Origin of the sequence: Sphaerisporangium flaviroseum, assembly GCF_039537005.1 — a bacterium.
GTDB lineage: Bacteria > Actinomycetota > Actinomycetes > Streptosporangiales > Streptosporangiaceae > Sphaerisporangium > Sphaerisporangium flaviroseum.
The window spans coordinates 462,059-476,721 of sequence record NZ_BAAAZR010000001.1 but is presented as its reverse complement, the minus strand read 5'-3'; the positions used below and the strand labels follow the sequence as shown (position 1 = coordinate 476,721).

The 14,663-nt window shown below is 68.3% G+C and carries 17 protein-coding genes, 2 tRNA genes and 1 other RNA gene; 8 read left to right on the top strand and 12 right to left on the bottom strand.

What is annotated here, in order from left to right:
- Positions 1–18: 18 nt before the first annotated feature.
- The 7 genes from ABD810_RS02385 to ffs all read right to left on the bottom strand — a co-directional run bounded on the left by ABD810_RS02385 (position 19) and on the right by ffs (position 6,728).
- On the bottom strand, positions 19–1,128 hold the full coding sequence (locus ABD810_RS02385; protein WP_425566836.1) for an aspartate-semialdehyde dehydrogenase: 1,110 nt from the start codon (positions 1,126–1,128) through the stop codon (positions 19–21).
- Positions 1,125–2,399 (bottom strand): aspartate kinase, encoded by a 1,275-nt coding sequence (locus ABD810_RS02380; protein WP_344933603.1) that lies wholly within the window; start codon positions 2,397–2,399, stop codon positions 1,125–1,127. The genes ABD810_RS02385 and ABD810_RS02380 overlap by 4 nt, the downstream gene beginning before the upstream one ends.
- A 152-nt stretch (positions 2,400–2,551) precedes the next feature.
- Positions 2,552–3,082: a DUF5063 domain-containing protein gene (locus ABD810_RS02375; protein ID WP_344933601.1), complete on the bottom strand. Its 531-nt coding sequence runs from the start codon at positions 3,080–3,082 to the stop codon at positions 2,552–2,554.
- A complete protein-coding gene (gene recR / locus ABD810_RS02370; protein ID WP_344933599.1) occupies positions 3,075–3,674 on the bottom strand; it encodes a recombination mediator RecR in 600 nt (199 codons plus the stop codon). Before recR ends, ABD810_RS02375 begins: the two co-directional genes overlap by 8 nt.
- Before the next feature lie 5 nt (positions 3,675–3,679).
- Entirely contained in the window at positions 3,680–4,027 is a 348-nt protein-coding gene (locus ABD810_RS02365; RefSeq protein WP_344933598.1) for a YbaB/EbfC family nucleoid-associated protein, read from the bottom strand.
- Between the two features lie 255 nt (positions 4,028–4,282).
- Positions 4,283–6,535 carry a DNA polymerase III subunit gamma and tau gene (locus tag ABD810_RS02360; RefSeq protein ID WP_344933597.1) on the bottom strand — a complete coding sequence of 751 codons (2,253 nt, stop codon included), beginning with the start codon at positions 6,533–6,535 and terminating at the stop codon, positions 4,283–4,285.
- 97 nt (positions 6,536–6,632) lie between these two features.
- Positions 6,633–6,728: signal recognition particle sRNA small type (ffs, locus tag ABD810_RS02355), an RNA gene on the bottom strand.
- A gap of 116 nt (positions 6,729–6,844) precedes the next feature.
- On the opposite strand from ffs, the gene ABD810_RS02350 reads away from it, so the two are divergent.
- Positions 6,845–6,930 (top strand) — tRNA-Ser (locus tag ABD810_RS02350).
- A gap of 160 nt (positions 6,931–7,090) precedes the next feature.
- Here ABD810_RS02350 and ABD810_RS02345 read toward each other — a convergent pair.
- On the bottom strand, positions 7,091–7,387 hold the full coding sequence (locus ABD810_RS02345) for a hypothetical protein (RefSeq protein ID WP_344933596.1): 297 nt from the start codon (positions 7,385–7,387) through the stop codon (positions 7,091–7,093).
- A gap of 264 nt (positions 7,388–7,651) precedes the next feature.
- Here ABD810_RS02345 and ypfJ point away from each other — a divergent pair, with 264 nt between their 5' ends.
- The 4 genes from ypfJ to ABD810_RS02325 all read left to right on the top strand — a co-directional run bounded on the left by ypfJ (position 7,652) and on the right by ABD810_RS02325 (position 10,876).
- Positions 7,652–8,530 carry a KPN_02809 family neutral zinc metallopeptidase gene (gene ypfJ / locus ABD810_RS02340; protein WP_344933595.1) on the top strand — a complete coding sequence of 293 codons (879 nt, stop codon included), beginning with the start codon at positions 7,652–7,654 and terminating at the stop codon, positions 8,528–8,530.
- A gap of 69 nt (positions 8,531–8,599) precedes the next feature.
- Positions 8,600–8,917, top strand: coding sequence for a type II toxin-antitoxin system VapB family antitoxin (locus ABD810_RS02335; RefSeq protein WP_344933594.1), 318 nt, complete (start codon positions 8,600–8,602; stop codon positions 8,915–8,917).
- A gap of 135 nt (positions 8,918–9,052) precedes the next feature.
- The gene (locus ABD810_RS02330; protein WP_344933593.1) at positions 9,053–9,967 is read left to right on the top strand and encodes a hypothetical protein; all 915 of its coding nucleotides are present in this window, start codon (positions 9,053–9,055) and stop codon (positions 9,965–9,967) included.
- Between the two features lie 384 nt (positions 9,968–10,351).
- A complete protein-coding gene (locus tag ABD810_RS02325; RefSeq protein ID WP_344933592.1) occupies positions 10,352–10,876 on the top strand; it encodes a GNAT family N-acetyltransferase in 525 nt (174 codons plus the stop codon).
- Positions 10,877–10,932: 56 nt separating this feature from the next.
- Here the strand turns inward: ABD810_RS02325 and ABD810_RS02320 are convergent.
- The 4 genes from ABD810_RS02320 to ABD810_RS02305 form a co-directional block, all read right to left on the bottom strand.
- Positions 10,933–11,022 (bottom strand) — tRNA-Ser (locus tag ABD810_RS02320).
- 71 nt (positions 11,023–11,093) lie between these two features.
- Positions 11,094–11,555, bottom strand: a complete 462-nt coding sequence (gene tadA / locus ABD810_RS02315) for a tRNA adenosine(34) deaminase TadA (protein WP_344933591.1) — start codon at positions 11,553–11,555, stop codon at positions 11,094–11,096.
- A gap of 34 nt (positions 11,556–11,589) precedes the next feature.
- Positions 11,590–12,081 carry a tRNA adenosine deaminase-associated protein gene (locus ABD810_RS02310; protein WP_344933589.1) on the bottom strand — a complete coding sequence of 164 codons (492 nt, stop codon included), beginning with the start codon at positions 12,079–12,081 and terminating at the stop codon, positions 11,590–11,592.
- Between the two features lie 17 nt (positions 12,082–12,098).
- Entirely contained in the window at positions 12,099–12,587 is a 489-nt protein-coding gene (locus tag ABD810_RS02305) for a tRNA adenosine deaminase-associated protein (RefSeq protein ID WP_344933587.1), read from the bottom strand.
- A gap of 178 nt (positions 12,588–12,765) precedes the next feature.
- Between ABD810_RS02305 and upp the strand changes: the two genes are divergently transcribed.
- The 3 genes from upp to ABD810_RS02290 all read left to right on the top strand — a co-directional run bounded on the left by upp (position 12,766) and on the right by ABD810_RS02290 (position 14,651).
- Positions 12,766–13,404, top strand: coding sequence for a uracil phosphoribosyltransferase (gene upp / locus ABD810_RS02300; RefSeq protein WP_344935376.1), 639 nt, complete (start codon positions 12,766–12,768; stop codon positions 13,402–13,404).
- A gap of 229 nt (positions 13,405–13,633) precedes the next feature.
- Entirely contained in the window at positions 13,634–13,852 is a 219-nt protein-coding gene (locus tag ABD810_RS02295; RefSeq protein ID WP_344933584.1) for a three-helix bundle dimerization domain-containing protein, read from the top strand.
- Between the two features lie 271 nt (positions 13,853–14,123).
- Positions 14,124–14,651, top strand: coding sequence for a PH domain-containing protein (locus ABD810_RS02290; RefSeq protein ID WP_344933582.1), 528 nt, complete (start codon positions 14,124–14,126; stop codon positions 14,649–14,651).
- Positions 14,652–14,663 lie beyond the last annotated feature (12 nt).

Here is a 14,663-nt window from a genome sequence, read left to right as displayed (position 1 = left end):
AAGAGCCGTGCGACTCGCCTACGCGGAGAACTCCGCCGCCAGTAGCTCGGCGATCTCGGCGGTGTTGAGGGCCGCGCCCTTACGCAGGTTGTCGCCGCAGACGAACATGTCGAGGGTGTTCGGGAAGTCGAGCGCCTGGCGGATGCGGCCGACGTAGGTCGGGTCGGTGCCGACGACATCGGCGGGCGTGGGGAACACGCCGTTCGCCGGATCGTCGAGGACCACAACGGTCGGGGCCTCCTCCAGCACCGCCCTGGCGGCGTCCACCGTCACCGGCTCGGCGAAGGTGGCGTGCACCGCCAGCGAGTGGGTGGTGATGACGGGGACCCGCACGCAGGTCGCCGAGACCTTCAGGTCGGGGATGCCGAGGATCTTGCGGGACTCGTTGCGGACCTTGAGCTCCTCGGAGAACCAGCCGTCCTCCTTGAGCGAGCCCGCCGCCGGCACCACGTTGAAGGCGAGGGGCGCGGGGAACGGCGAGTCGACCAGGTCGGGAACGGCCTTGCGCACGTCGCCGGCGACGGTGCCGATCGTGCGGTTGCCCGCCACGGCCTCGATCTCGTCGTAGAGCCTCTCGGGCCCGGAGACGCCCATGCCCGAGACCGCCTGGTAGGAGGCCACGACCAGCTCCCGCAGGCCGTACTGGCGGTGGAGGGCGCCGAGGGCGGCCATCATCGACAGCGTCGTGCAGTTGGGATTGGCGATGATGCCCTTGGGACGCCGGTGCACCTGCCCGGGGTTGCACTCGGGCACCACGAGCGGCACTTCGGGATCCATGCGGAAGGCGCCGGAGTTGTCGACCACGACCGCGCCACGGGACGCCGCGACCGGCGCCCACTCGGCCGACACCTCGTCGGGCACGTCGAACATCGCGACGTCGACCCCGTCGAAGGCCTCGGGCGAGAGCGCGATGACCTCGACCTCCTCGCCCCGCACCACGAGGCGCTTGCCCGCCGAGCGAGGCGAGGCGATGAGGCGGATCTCGCCCCACACATCTGGGCGGCTGGACAGGATGTCGAGCATCACCGTGCCGACGGCGCCGGTCGCGCCGACGACGGCCAGGGTGGGCTTGGTGGCGTTCACCATGGGGTCACTCTCCTCGCCGGCGCGGGGCCGCTGGTCGCTCATCGTCCGGTGCCTCCGTAGACCACGGCCTCGACCTGGTCGACATCGAGGTCGAAGGCGCGGTGGGCGGCGGTCACGGCCGGGTCCACGTCCTCCTGGCCCACGATGACCGAGATGCGGATCTCGGAAGTCGAGATCATCTCGATGTTGACGCCGGCGTCGGCCAAGGCGCCGAAGAACTTGGCGGTGACGCCGGGGTGCGAGCGCATCCCCGCGCCGACCAGGGAGACCTTGCCGATCTGGTCGTCGAAGAGGATCTTCTCGAACCCGATCTGCTCCTGGATGCGCTTCAGGGCGGTGACGGCGACCGCTCCGTCGTCGGAGGGAAGCGTGAAGGAGATGTCGGTGCGCCCGGTGGCGGCCGCCGAGATGTTCTGCACGATCATGTCGATGTTCACCTCGGCGGCGGCGAGCGTCTTGAAGATGGCCGCGGCCTCTCCGACCTTGTCGGGAACCCCGACGACAGTGATCTTTGCCTCGCTCCGGTCGTGTGCGACACCGGAGATGATCGGCTGCTCCATCTCGTTTCCTTCAGTGTTGGGATCGGAGACGACCCATGTGCCTTCCCTGCTGCTGAACGAGCTTCTGACGTGGATCGGCAGGTCGAACCGCCTGGCGTACTCCACGCAGCGCAGGTGCAGGATCTTGGCGCCGCAGGCGGCCATCTCCATGGCCTCCTCGTAGGAGATCCGTGGGATCTGGCGAGCGGCGGAGACGATGCGCGGATCGGCGGTGAAGATGCCGTCGACATCGGTGTAGATCTCGCAGACGTCGGCATCGAGGGCCGCCGCGAGGGCGACCGCCGTGGTGTCGGAGCCGCCCCGTCCGAGTGTCGTGATGTCCTTGGTGTCCTGCGAGACGCCCTGGAAGCCGGCCACGATCGCGATCTGACCGATCTCCAGGGCACCCTGTATGCGGCCGGGGGTCACGTCGATGATGCGCGCCTTGCCGTGCGTGGAGTCGGTGATCACGCCCGCCTGCGAGCCGGTGAAGGACCGCGCCTCGTGGCCGAGGTTGGCGATCGCCATCGCCAGCAGGGCCATCGAGATGCGCTCGCCGGCCGTCAGCAGCATGTCGAGCTCGCGCCCCGGGGGCAGCGGCGTCACCTGCTGGGCCAGCTCGAGCAGCTCGTCGGTCGTGTCACCCATCGCCGAGACGATCACCACGACGTCGTTGCCGGCTTTTTTCGTCGCCACGATGCGCTGGGCGACCCGCTTGATGCGGGATGCGTCGGCGACGGAGGAACCACCGTATTTCTGGACAACGAGCGCCACGGGATGTCTCCCCAAGGGTCAGTCTGCGGAGCCCACAGTCTACTGGCGCGCTCAGACGACCCAACTGAACTGGCCAGCATGTGGACAACCGCGGCCGTGACCTGTGGAAATCAGGGCTTTTCTGTGGACGAAAGGCACCCGCCTGTGGACGGTCAGGCGGTCGTGGTCTCCTCCACGACGTCCAGTCGTGTGTGCGCGACCAGGGCCTGCAACGCCCTCATCGCGGCACCCGCGTGGTTGCCCCAGGTGTTGAAATAGGAGTACTGCCACCACCACAGGGCCTCAAGGGGGCGCCCCGCACGGTAGTGACCGAGCCCGTGGATCAGATCGGCCGCGACGGCCGCCAGGTCGTCGGAGAGCCGGTAAGGCGTGACGACCGTGTCCTTGTAGGGGTCGAAGACCTCCGCGTAGTCGTCCACAGGGCCGAGGCGCGTGGCCAGGGCCGTACGCACCCCGTCCAGGTCGGGGTCGGGGCCCGTCGCGGGCTCGAAGTTGCCCTGCAGGATCACGTCCTGGGCCGCTCCGAGCTGGGCGCCCGCCAGGCTGACCTGTGAGACCTCGACCAGCAGCATGGGAAGCATGGCGTCGCCGCCCTCCCCGCCCGCGAGCCTGGTCAGGCCGTCGAGGTAGTTCTGCGCGTGTGCCGCGATGCGATCGGCTAGAGCGCTCCACTCGTCAAACATCCAGCAGCCTCCGTCCTTCGAACGCGCGGCCCAAGGTGACCTCGTCGGCGTACTCGAGGTCTCCGCCGACCGGCAGACCGCTGGCCAATCGTGTCACTTTCAAACCCATGGGTTTCACCAGCCTGGCGAGATAGGTGGCCGTGGCCTCCCCCTCGAGATTCGGATCGGTCGCGAGGATCAGCTCGGTGACCGCCCCGTCCGCCAGCCGCTTCATGAGCTCGCGGATGCGGAGATCATCGGGACCGACGCCCTCGATCGGGCTGATCGCGCCACCGAGCACGTGGTAGCGACCACGGAACTCACGAGTCTTTTCGATGGCGACGACGTCCTTGGATTCCTCCACGACGCAGATGATGTGGGGGTCGCGCCGGACGTCCCGGCAGATCCGGCACTCCTCTTCGGCCGCGACGTTCCCGCAGACGCGGCAGAACCGGACCTTCTCCTTGACCTCCAGCAGAGCGTGGGCCAGCCGTTTGACGTCGGCGGGATCCGCGGACAGCAGGTGGAAGGCGATCCGCTGCGCGCTCTTGGGACCGACGCCGGGCAGCAGGCCCAACTCGTCGATCAGATTCTGGACGACCCCTTCGTACATGACGCCTAAAATCCCGGCAGCTGGAATCCGCCCCCGCCAAGGCCCTGTGCCAGCGGGCCCAGCTTCTCCTGCTGGAGGTCGGCGGCCGCGCGGACGGCATCGCGCACGGCGGCGATCACCAGATCGGCGATCGTGTCGGCCGTGTCCTGCGGGTCACCGGCGTCGATGGCCTTGGGGCTGATCTTCAGCTCGAGCAGCTCACCACTCCCGTTGACGGTCGCGACGACGAGGCCACCGCCGGCGCTTCCCTCTATCTCCGCGTCGTTGAGCTCCTGCTGGGCCGTCGCGAGCTGCTGCTGCATGAGCTGCGCCTGCTCCAGCAACTGCTGCAAGTTGACATCCCCTGGATTCACGATCGTGCGCTCCTCATGGCTTCGCGTGTGGCACGAGCCTACGGGGTTTGCCACGCATGTTGCACTGGCGCACGTCAGTGTTCGCCGTACGATCCGGGCAAGTGGTGCGGAACCTCGCCACCCGCCGCAGGTCGGGAGCATCTTCCATAGTCGGTCGGTCACGGAGAAGCCCGTACAGCGTCAGATCAGGGCCAGGGAGTGTCCTGGTCGAGCGCTCCTGTCGCGCGGTGGCGCCATTTCGCGGTAAAACCACTGTCAGGCGTGGTCGATCTCGCCGATGACCTGGCCGCCGAGCTCCCGCTGGACCAGCGCCATGCCGGTCAGCGAATCGGCGTCGGCGTCCTCGTCGTTGTACGGGTCGACCTCGTCGGCCTCGGTGGCGGAGGGACCGGAACGGCGCGGCACAGCGTCCGGCCAGCCGGCGGCACCGCCCTGCCGGGGCCCTGCCTGGGCCGCCGCGTGCGCCGCCGAACGGGCCGCCGCGAGGCCGGAACCGGAGGCCGAGAAGCCGGGGCCGCTCGCCGGGCCCTCGTCGTCCGGAGGCGGCGCGTCCGGCCAGGGTTCGTCGGAGGCCGCGGGCGCCGCCTGCGGCTTCTGGGCGGCCTGCCTCCGGCCCGTCTCTCTCTGCGCCGCGGGCGGCGAGGCCGCCTGCGAAGTGTCCGGGCGCGGGGACGGCACGCTGTCCGGACGAGAAGCCGGAGGCCTGGCCGCGGGAGCCTGCCGTACGGCTTGGGGCGGAGCCGAGGACGCGGGGGCCGAGGGCGAGCCGCCACCGCCGGAATTGCCGACCACGGCCTCCACGCGCCAGTTGCCTCCCATCACCGCGGCGATCGCCGCCGCGACGACGGCGTCCTTGGCGCCGTTGACGAAGTTGCGCATGGCGCCGACCTGGCTGAAGCCCAGCGTGACGATGTTGCCCTCGACGCCGATGAGCTGGGAGTTGGTGTTGACGTTGGCCCAGACGGCCGGGGAGCGCTGCTTGAGCACGTCGAGGACCTGCGGCCACGTCTGGTGGAAGGCGCCGCCCGAGGAGGCCACCTGCGTCGATGGAGCCGCCGGAGCCGGGGACGGTTCGGGCCGGCGCGACGGTGCCTGGGCCGCACCGGGCCGCGAGGGCGCGGGCCAGTCGTCCGCCGCCTGACGCGCGGCGGGCGCCCGGCCTTCGGCCTGCCCGCTCTCGGAAGCCTGGTCCGCCGGTTGGACCGGCTGCGCGGGCTGGACCTGCGGTGCCTGGCGCACCGGTTCGGCCGGGGGTGCCGCGCCGGGCGCGGCGGCCGTGCCGGCCGAAGGCACCGCGCCGGCGGAGGGCAGGGACGCAGGGGCGGCGGGCACGGGGACGGCCGCGGCCACCACCCCGCCGCGCTCCAGTCGCTCCAGGCGGGCGAGCAGCGCGGCCTCACCCTGCTCGGCGGCCGGGAGCAGAACCCTGGCGCACATCAGCTCCAGCAGCAGCCGGGGTGAGGTCGCACCGCGCATCTCGGTCAGCCCGGCGTTGAACACCTCGGCCGCCCGGGTCAGCTCGGCCGGGCCCATCGACGCGGCCTGCCCGACCAGCCGCTCCAGCTCGTCGGCCGGGCGGTCGAGCAGACCGTTGGCCGCCGCCTCAGGGACGTTCGCGAGCACCACCAGGTCGCGGAAGCGCTCCAGCAGGTCCATGGCGAAGCGGCGCGGGTCGTGGCCGCCCTCGATCACGCGGTTGACCGCCTGGAACACCTCGGCGCCGTCGCGTCTGGCGAAGGCCGCGACGATCTCGTCGAGCAGATCCGCGTCGGTGTAGCCCAGGAGCGAGACCGCGCGCGCATAGGTGATGCCCGCGTCGTCGGCGCCGGCCAGCAGCTGGTCGAGGATCGAGAGGGAGTCGCGCGCCGAGCCCGCGCCCGCGCGCACGACCAGAGGAAGCGCCGAGGGCTCGTACGGCACCGACTCGGATTCGAGGATCTCCTCCAGAAGCTGCCGCAGCGTCGCCGGCGGCATCAGCCGGAACGGATAGTGGTGGGTGCGGGACTTGATGGTCCCGATGACCTTCTCCGGCTCGGTGGTCGCGAAGACGAACTTCAGGTGCGGCGGCGGCTCCTCGACGAGCTTGAGCAGCGCGTTGAACCCCTCGCGGGTCACCATGTGCGCTTCGTCGATGATGTAGATCTTGAAACGCGCGGAGACCGGGGCGAAGAAGGCGCGCTCGCGCAGGTCTCGGGCGTCGTCCACGCCTCCGTGGGAGGCGGCGTCGATCTCGATGACGTCGAGATGGCCCGGGCCCGTCGACGAGAGGGCCACGCAGGACTCGCACTCGCCACAGGGGTCGGGGGTCGGGCCCTTCTCGCAGTTCAGCGAGCGGGCGAGGATGCGCGCGCTGGAGGTCTTGCCGCACCCGCGAGGGCCGCTGAAGAGATAGGCGTGGTTGATGCGGCCGGTGCTGAGCGCCTGCCGCAGCGGCTCGGTGACGTGGTCCTGACCCTTGACTTCGGCGAACGTCCCAGGCCGGTATTTGCGATAAAGGGCGAGACTCATGCCGTCTCCTCGCCTAGGGGGTCGGAGTGGTGGTCCACCGGAAGTCCACGAGGGTCGAGCAGCACGCTCATGTGACGGCACCGTCCCGGGGCTCCAGCGAAGAGACCCCTCGCACACCCGACAGAGCCCGCTTATCCTTGCTGCCTTCCGGCCCTGGGGAGGTTCACAGGATGACGCCATGCGAGGGGTCCGGTGACAGTCTAGCCGGGCGCGGCAGTGCTCGGTGCGCCCTCGGCCCCGAACTCCGAGACCGATTCGTGGTCGTCTCCGTGGTCTTCACTGGCCCGGAAGTCCGGTAAGCTTCTCGGCGGAGGATTCGCCTAGTTGGCCTAGGGCGCACGCTTGGAAAGCGTGTTGGGGGCAACCCCTCAGGAGTTCGAATCTCCTATCCTCCGCGCTTGGTTGAGCAGCAAGAACACGAAGGGCCCGGTCGATCCAACCGGGCCCTTCGTGCGTCCGGGTCCGCGGGGTGAGCGCGGTGACGGGCCCCGGCATCGAAGACCCTCTGATGGGCTGTGCCGCTGCGGTGTCCCGGTTTCTTCGGGCGTACCCGCGTCAGTGGCCCCCCGAAGGCAGGCGAGGCGGCATGGGCTGCCACTGGACGACGTACGGGAGCCCGGGGCGGTCCGGGAAGCGTGGTTCGTAGCCGAAGCGGTCCGGCAGCGGCGCGGTCAGCCCGCACGACGGGCTCAGACCGATGCCCACACCCGCGCCGGCGGCGAGGGCGAGCACCAGTCCCGCGACGTAGGGGCCCTGGGTCGTGACCCTGTCCCGCACCCACCTGCCCGTCGGCATGATCGGGACGCTCCGGACGAAGTAGGCGGGGGGCGGCACCTCGTTTTCCGAACGCAAGGTAACCTCCATATCACTATCCATGGTCGCCTGATCGCCACAGTAACCCGCCATTGATCAAGGACCTGGGATCCCACGCCCGGCCCGGCCGGTCGTTGGCGCCCAGCGGTGACAGCCTTGAAGATGGACGGCCTGCCCTCGGTCCTGTTTTCGGCACTCGGCCTGACCTGCGTCTCTGCATCGAACGCGCATGATCGTTTCGCTGCGGGGCACTAGCCGGTTCATATAGGACCCTGAAAACCTAAGACGAGGGAAAACGGGCCAATGGACTTCCGTGACGACGTCGACCTGGATTCATCACAGGTCGAGAACCGTGGTGGTGGCGGCGGACTTCGTGGTGGCGGGCTCGCCATCGGTGGAGGCGCCGCGGGCATCATCGCCCTCATCGCCGCATTGATCTTCGGCATCAACCCTGGTGACATCACAGGCGGCGGTGGTGACACGACAGGAGTCCAGCCGACCTCCGGCAGCTCCGAGGAATGCAAGAAGGGCACCGACGCCGACAAGTCGGAGAACTGCCGCGTGGTCGGTGTGGTGAACAGCATCCAGGCCTATTGGACGGACGCCTTCGACAAGGCCGGCAACGGCCAGTACTCCAAGGCGAACACCGTGCTGTTCTCCCAGGCGGTGGACACCGGCTGCGGCCAGGCCACCTCGCAGGTCGGCCCGTTCTACTGCCCGAGCGACAAGCGCGTGTACCTGGACATGACCTTCTTCGACGAGTTGGAGAGCAAGTTCGGCGCGAAGGGCGGACCGTTCGCGCAGGCCTACGTCATCGCCCATGAGTACGGGCACCACGTGCAGGATCTCCTCGGGACCATGGAACGTGTCGGCCCGAACAGCCAGGGCGCGGATAGCGCCTCCGTCCGGCTGGAGCTTCAGGCCGACTGCTACGCCGGCGTCTGGGCCAAGAACGCCGTGGACACCGGCTTCTACGAGAAGCCCTTCACCGACACCGAGATCCAGGAGGCGCTCGACGCCGCGGCCGCCGTCGGCGACGACCGGATCCAGGAGAGGGCACAGGGCCGCGTCGATCCCGAAGGGTTCACCCACGGCACGGCGGAGCAGCGGATGAAGTGGTTCAGCACCGGCTACAAGACCGCTGAGCCCGGCCAGTGCGACACCTTCAAGGGCAGCGTCTGAGCCGCTCCGTGACTCAGCAGACGCCCGCTGAAGCAGGCAAGGGTCGAAAACTCTCTTAAACTCAATAGGGTGATCTTCAAGTCAGTCGGCGACGACCGCCCTTACCCCGAGCACGGCCTGTCGCATCGCGATTGGGCGCGAATACCGCCCCGGCAGGTCAGGCTCGACTCATTGATCACCACAAAGGCGGTGCTGGACCTGCATTCCCTGCTCGCCAAGGACTCGACTTTCTACGGTGATCTCTTTCCCCATGTCGTGCAGTGGCGCGGCGAGTTCTACCTCGAGGACGGCCTGCACCGGGCGCTGCGCGCGGCACTGCACCAGCGCTCGGTGCTCCACGCCCGGGTCCTCGACGTGGACGCCCCCACGGGCCCCGGCCCCGAATGATCTGCTCCAACCTCCGGTGTCCTAGGTAAAACAGTTCCCTTCCGCATCATCCGCCGGGCGTCCCCTTCCTAAGCTGCGACAGTCGCACGGGCGACACGGCTCAGGCCGCTGGAACGCAACGTCGGACGGTTACCCATGCGAGATGTCACACAGCTCGTGGCGCAGGTCCGTGAGGAACTCACGGGCGAGCTGCGCGAACGCCTGCGCAGTCGTCTCCACGAGCAGCCCACGGAGTGGCTGGTCGAGCAGCTGATGACGTTGGCGCTGAAGGCCGACGAGGTCACCTACACGATTCCCCGGCAGGTCCAGCGGGGCCCGGAGCAGGGCCTGTACGCCCAGCCGGTGCAGGAGGCCGGCGGCGCGCCGGTTCAGCCGGTCAACGGCCAGACGCCTGCCGGGAACGGCGGGACCCAGGCCGGTGAGGACCACGCGCGTCAGCGGAGCGAGGACGTCCATCCTGCCCGGCGGGGCGCAGGCGACGGCGCCGCCGAGGAAGGCGGGAGCGACAGAGCCGCCCGCATACGCGAGCTCGACCTCGACCAGACCTCCCTGCCGGTCTACATCGAGCGTTACCGGGCCCTGACCCGGGAGATCCTCGAAGCGGAAGGCGACCTTCTCGATCCTCCGCACAAGGGCGGCCCGCTCATCGCCCCCGAGCACCGCTCGGCGCAGGGGGAGGCGCTGCTGACCGAGGCGAAGGACCTCCTGCACGCCCTGCTGTTCCGCGGCGCGGAGGACGGAGTCCGGCTCGACCGTTCTGAGCGCGGGTTCCTCACCCTCACGATCCCGAGAGCCAAGGCTCATGCCGTCGCCTCGCTCCTCCGCGCCGCCACAGAGACCGGCGCGGAGGACACCTGGCGCGACGTCCAGAGCGTGCCGGACGACCGGGCCGCCGACACGCTTCTCCAGGTGGAGTACGGCGAGGCCCCCGACATGCTGATCGGCCACGCCATCACGGCCACGCTACGGCTGATCAACAACCTGGAGATCAACGAGCAGGCGCTTCACGGCCGCGTGGAGAACGCCGAGGAGACCACGCTCGACCCCTGAGGCCGGCCTCCGTGGATGGTCGCCCCGCAAGAAGGCCTCCCGGCGAGGAAGCGCTCACTCCGTTGGTGGAGACGTCTGGACGCATTGCGGAAGCCTCGCAGTGGTGTACTCGGGATATCGGGAACATCGCGACAAATGCCAACCGGCGAAATTCAGCGACCTTCCCATAAGAGGAAAAAAGCGTAATTTCGCCACATCAAGCACATAAATAGCTGACACTCCGGGCATTCCAGGCTTACAACCGCTAGATGCCGTGTCCGGTCCGCATGACATTCGGCGGGCGAGCGAGCCCATCTCGCCGGCACGTACATCTCCTGCCTCAAGCCACCATGGGGACGGCTTTTTCGGTTGACGGCCTTGCGGGGGGCCGGGAAGCCTGGGCGGATGCTGATACGACGTGAGCTTCCCGCAGACATCCCGGCCATCCGTGACGTGCACGCCGCCGCCTTCGGCACGTCCGATACGCCCGGAGTTGTACCCGCAGAGGCCGGCCTGGTAGACGCGTTGCGAGCGGACGAGGGCTGGGTTCCCGAGCTTTCCATGGTCGCGACCACGGCGGAGGGCGCCGTCACCGGGCATGTCGTCTGCACCAGGGCCTCGGTCGGCTCCACCCCGGCGCTCGGTCTCGGACCGCTCGGCGTGCTGCCCGCGTTCCAGCGGCAGGGAGTCGGGCACGCGCTCATGCACGCCGTGCTCGGCGCCGCGGACGCGTGCGGCGAGCCGCTCGTCGTGCTCCTCGGGCACAGCGACTACTACCCGCTGTTCGGTTTCCGGCTGGCCGAGGAGTACGGAATCACGCCACCGGTCCCTGAATGGGCGCCGCACTTCCAGGTCCGGACCCTCACCACCTATGCCCCGGACATGCGTGGCGCGTTCACGTACGCCAAGCCTTTCAACGACCTGCCATGACCACGGACATGCGAAGGGCCTCCAGCCGGCGATGCCGGGCAGGAGGCCCTTCGTGGTGGCGGTGGAGGTGGGATTTGAACCCACGGATAGGTTGCCCCATCACACGCTTTCGAGGCGTGCGCCCTCGGCCACTAGGCGACTCCACCGTCGAGCAGCCTACCGGATCCACGGCACCGTTGGCGCCTGACAAGCGTCCGTTATGCGAAGAAAGGGGCTTTCATGGGCGTCGGTCCGCGAAGAAGTCCTTGAGCACGGCCCCGCACTCCTCCGCGAGCACTCCCAGGATCACTTCGGGACGATGGTTCAGCCGCCGATCCCGCACCACATCCCACAGCGACCCGGCGGCGCCTGCCTTCTCGTCCGAGGCGCCGTAGACGAGCCTTTCGACCCGAGCGAGCACCGCCGCTCCCGCGCACATCGTGCACGGCTCCAGCGTGACCACCAGCGTGCATCCGGCCAGGCGCCATTCACCGCGCACGCGCGCGGCCTCGCGCAGCGCCAGGATCTCCGCGTGGGCGGTCGGATCGGCGCTCGCCTCACGGTCGTTGCCCGCCACCGCCAGGACCTCGCCGCCGGGCCCGAGGACGACCGCTCCGACCGGCACCTCGCCGCGCTCGCCCGCCCTCACGGCCTGGGCCAGCGCGAGCCTCATCGGCTCGTCGAAGGACGGGCCGCTCATGTGCGAAGCCTCTCAGGCGATGGCGCCAATGCCGCTAATGCAGCCGGTCGAGCTCGTCCGCGAAGGCGAGCTTCTCGGCGATCACCGAGAGGGTGTCGGCGGGGAGCACACCCTCTTCCATGCTGAGCTCCAGCAACTCCTCGGCGCTCACCCCGAGGTCGCTCAGCAACTCGAAGTCGCCGGCCGGCCGGACCCCGAGGTCGGCCTCCTTGTCGGGCACCACGACACCGGCGAGCTCGCCGAAGAGCTCGCCGAGGGGATCACTCGCCGCGGCGTGGGCGTCGGACAGGAACGCCCGCGGCTCGGCGTCGCCGTCGTAGCGGACGAGGGCGAACCACTCGTCCTCCACCTCGGCGCAGAGCAGGGCGAGCTCGTCACCTTGCAGGCCGAGGGCCTCCTGCACGGCGTCGCCGAGATCGTCGGCGATCTCGGCGCTCGTGAGGTCGACCTCGGCTCCGCTCCACCCGTCGGGCGTGCGGACGAAGGCCGCGGAGAACAGAGCGCTGTGTATTGGTCTCGAGGGCATGATCGGGGCTCCCGAGGTCAGCCGAGGGCTGAGTCGACGGCACGTTCAAACGGCTGGGAGAACCCGAGCCGTGCGGCGATGCTGGAAAGCACCTCATCAGGAAGCAGTTCGAGGTCGCCGGACAGGGCTCCCAGCTCCATCTCGTCGAGCCCGAGATCGGAGAAGATCGACAGATCTCCCGCCGGGAGAACCATGTCCAGCTCCTCCTCTTCGGGCACCGGGACATCAAGGAACTCGAGGACCTGCTGGGCCAGGGGCCAGTCCCACGAAGCGGTGATGTCGGAGAGGAAGACGTCGACACGCTCACCAAACACCCGTAGTGCCACGAAGAAGTCATCCCCCACGGCGACCAGGCCAATCGTGGCGCCCATACTCGGCTGCTGTCGAAGGGCATGGATGAGCCCGTGCAGGTCCGCTGTGAGGCCCACGGGCAGCATCTCGGCTTCCCAGCAGTCGTCCTCGCGGTAAACCACGATGGCGAAGTCAAGAGCATCTACGTCTGTCATCTTCACCCTACCGACGCGGTTCTCACAGTTGGCAATGCTCGCAGAATCACTCAGCCCCCGTACGCCCCTCGGGCAAATTGTGATCAAAAACGGGTGTGCCCAGTCAGCTTAGGGTGTGATGGTCGATACCGACCCGCTCGTACCATTTACCGGGTATCAGGAGATACCGTTGGCAGCCATGAAGACCCTCGTCGTTGACCACCCGCTCGTCGCCCACAAGCTGACCACGCTTCGGGACGTACGCACGGACTCCCCGACGTTCCGCCGGCTCGCGGACGAGCTCGTCACGCTGCTCGCATACGAGGCCACACGAGACGTCCGGGTCACCGAGGCGACGGTCTCCACCCCCGTCGCCCCCGCCCACGGGGTACGGCTGGCGCGCCCGGCACCCCTGGTCGTCCCGATCCTCCGCGCGGGCCTCGGCATGCTGGACGGAATGACCCGCCTGCTGCCGACCGCCGAGGTCGGCTTCCTCGGCATGATCCGCGACGAGGGCACCCTCAAGGCCCAGACCTACGCCACCCGGCTCCCCGAGGACCTCTCCGGCCGCCAGTGCTACGTCCTGGACCCGATGCTGGCCACCGGCGGCACCCTCGCGGCGGCCATCGAGTTGCTTTTCCAGCGCGGCGCCGAGGACGTCACGGCCATCTGCCTTCTCGCCGCCCCCGAAGGCCTGGCTTACATGGAGACCGTCTTCACCGACTCGCGCCAGCCGGTGCGCGTGGTGACCGCGGCACTCGATGAGCGCCTCAACGAGTTCGGCTACATCGTGCCCGGTCTCGGCGACGCCGGAGACCGCCTTTACGGCGTCGTCTGAGCGTCGCCTGATTCGGGCACTCCTCCACGAAGTCAGACGACTCGGCCACACTTCTATGGCTGCGGACGATCCCCGGCACGACCCCTACGGGCATCGCCTGATTCCTTTTCGTTCTTTCCCTCGGGTTGACGTTCGCCTCGTTACATAATGTGGTTCGGTGGGTACACAGAGTGATGACGATGTCACTGTGTTCCGGCCCTCAGGCCGTGGACGCACACCTGGGAGAGCCATGGACCAGCTGCCGGATATTGACGCCTATACGCAGGTCGAGACCGTGCTTAAGGTCGAGTTCGCCGGGGTTCATCCCGCCGCGACCGTGACACGCTGCGTCGAAGCGGCTCACCACGGCGCGATGGAGGTCACTGGTTACGCGTACCCCAGCTTGGTCGAGCGCATCGCGCGCAAGCACCTCCAAGTGCTCGCGGTGGTCGCCGGCCAGCAGGAGTGACGCAGGTCACATCCAGACCCCTAAAGACTGTGGGGTACGGATGCGCTTTACTCGGCCAACCGGCTGGGTAATGTATACGGTGGGTGCAGTGGGTGAGTGGTTAAACGGAGGCGGCAGTGCAGGTCAAGAAGGTTCTAACGTACGCAGCCATCGCGTTTGTGGCTTTCTACCTGTTCACCAGACCAGCTGACGCGGCAACAGCGGTCAAGGGAGCAATGGACACTGTGGTGAATGCCGCGGATTCGCTGGCTCTATTCTTTACAAGGCTGACATGAGGCTTGTGACCCACGGGGACTCTGCTCCGTCGTCGGTCAACCGTTACCTTCTCCCTCACGAACACCAGGTCATCATGGTGCGGCGCCACCCGGCCGTGCTGTTACGTCCGGTCGCCGAGGTCTTCGGTGGCCTGATCCTGGCAGGATTGCTGAGCAAGTGGCTTGGTGAGAACCAAGGATCACAGGCACTAGTGATCGTCTGGTGGGCCTGGCTGCTGCTCTTGATCCGTTTCGTGTGGAAAGTGGCGGAGTGGTCGGTCGACTACTTCGTGGTGACCTCCAAGCGCATGCTGCTGACCACTGGTTTGATCACCCGCCGGGTGGCGATGATGCCGCTCGGCAAGGTGACCGACATGAGCTTCCAGCGCTCGCTGCTCGGACGCATGCTGGGATACGGCGAGTTCGTCCTGGAGTCGGCCGGCCAAGATCAGGCCCTGTCGACCGTCCCCTTCATCCCGTATCCCGAGACCTTGTACCTCGAGGTCTGCCAGATGCTCTTCCCTAGCTCAGATGACGATGATTAGTCCGCTTTCGTC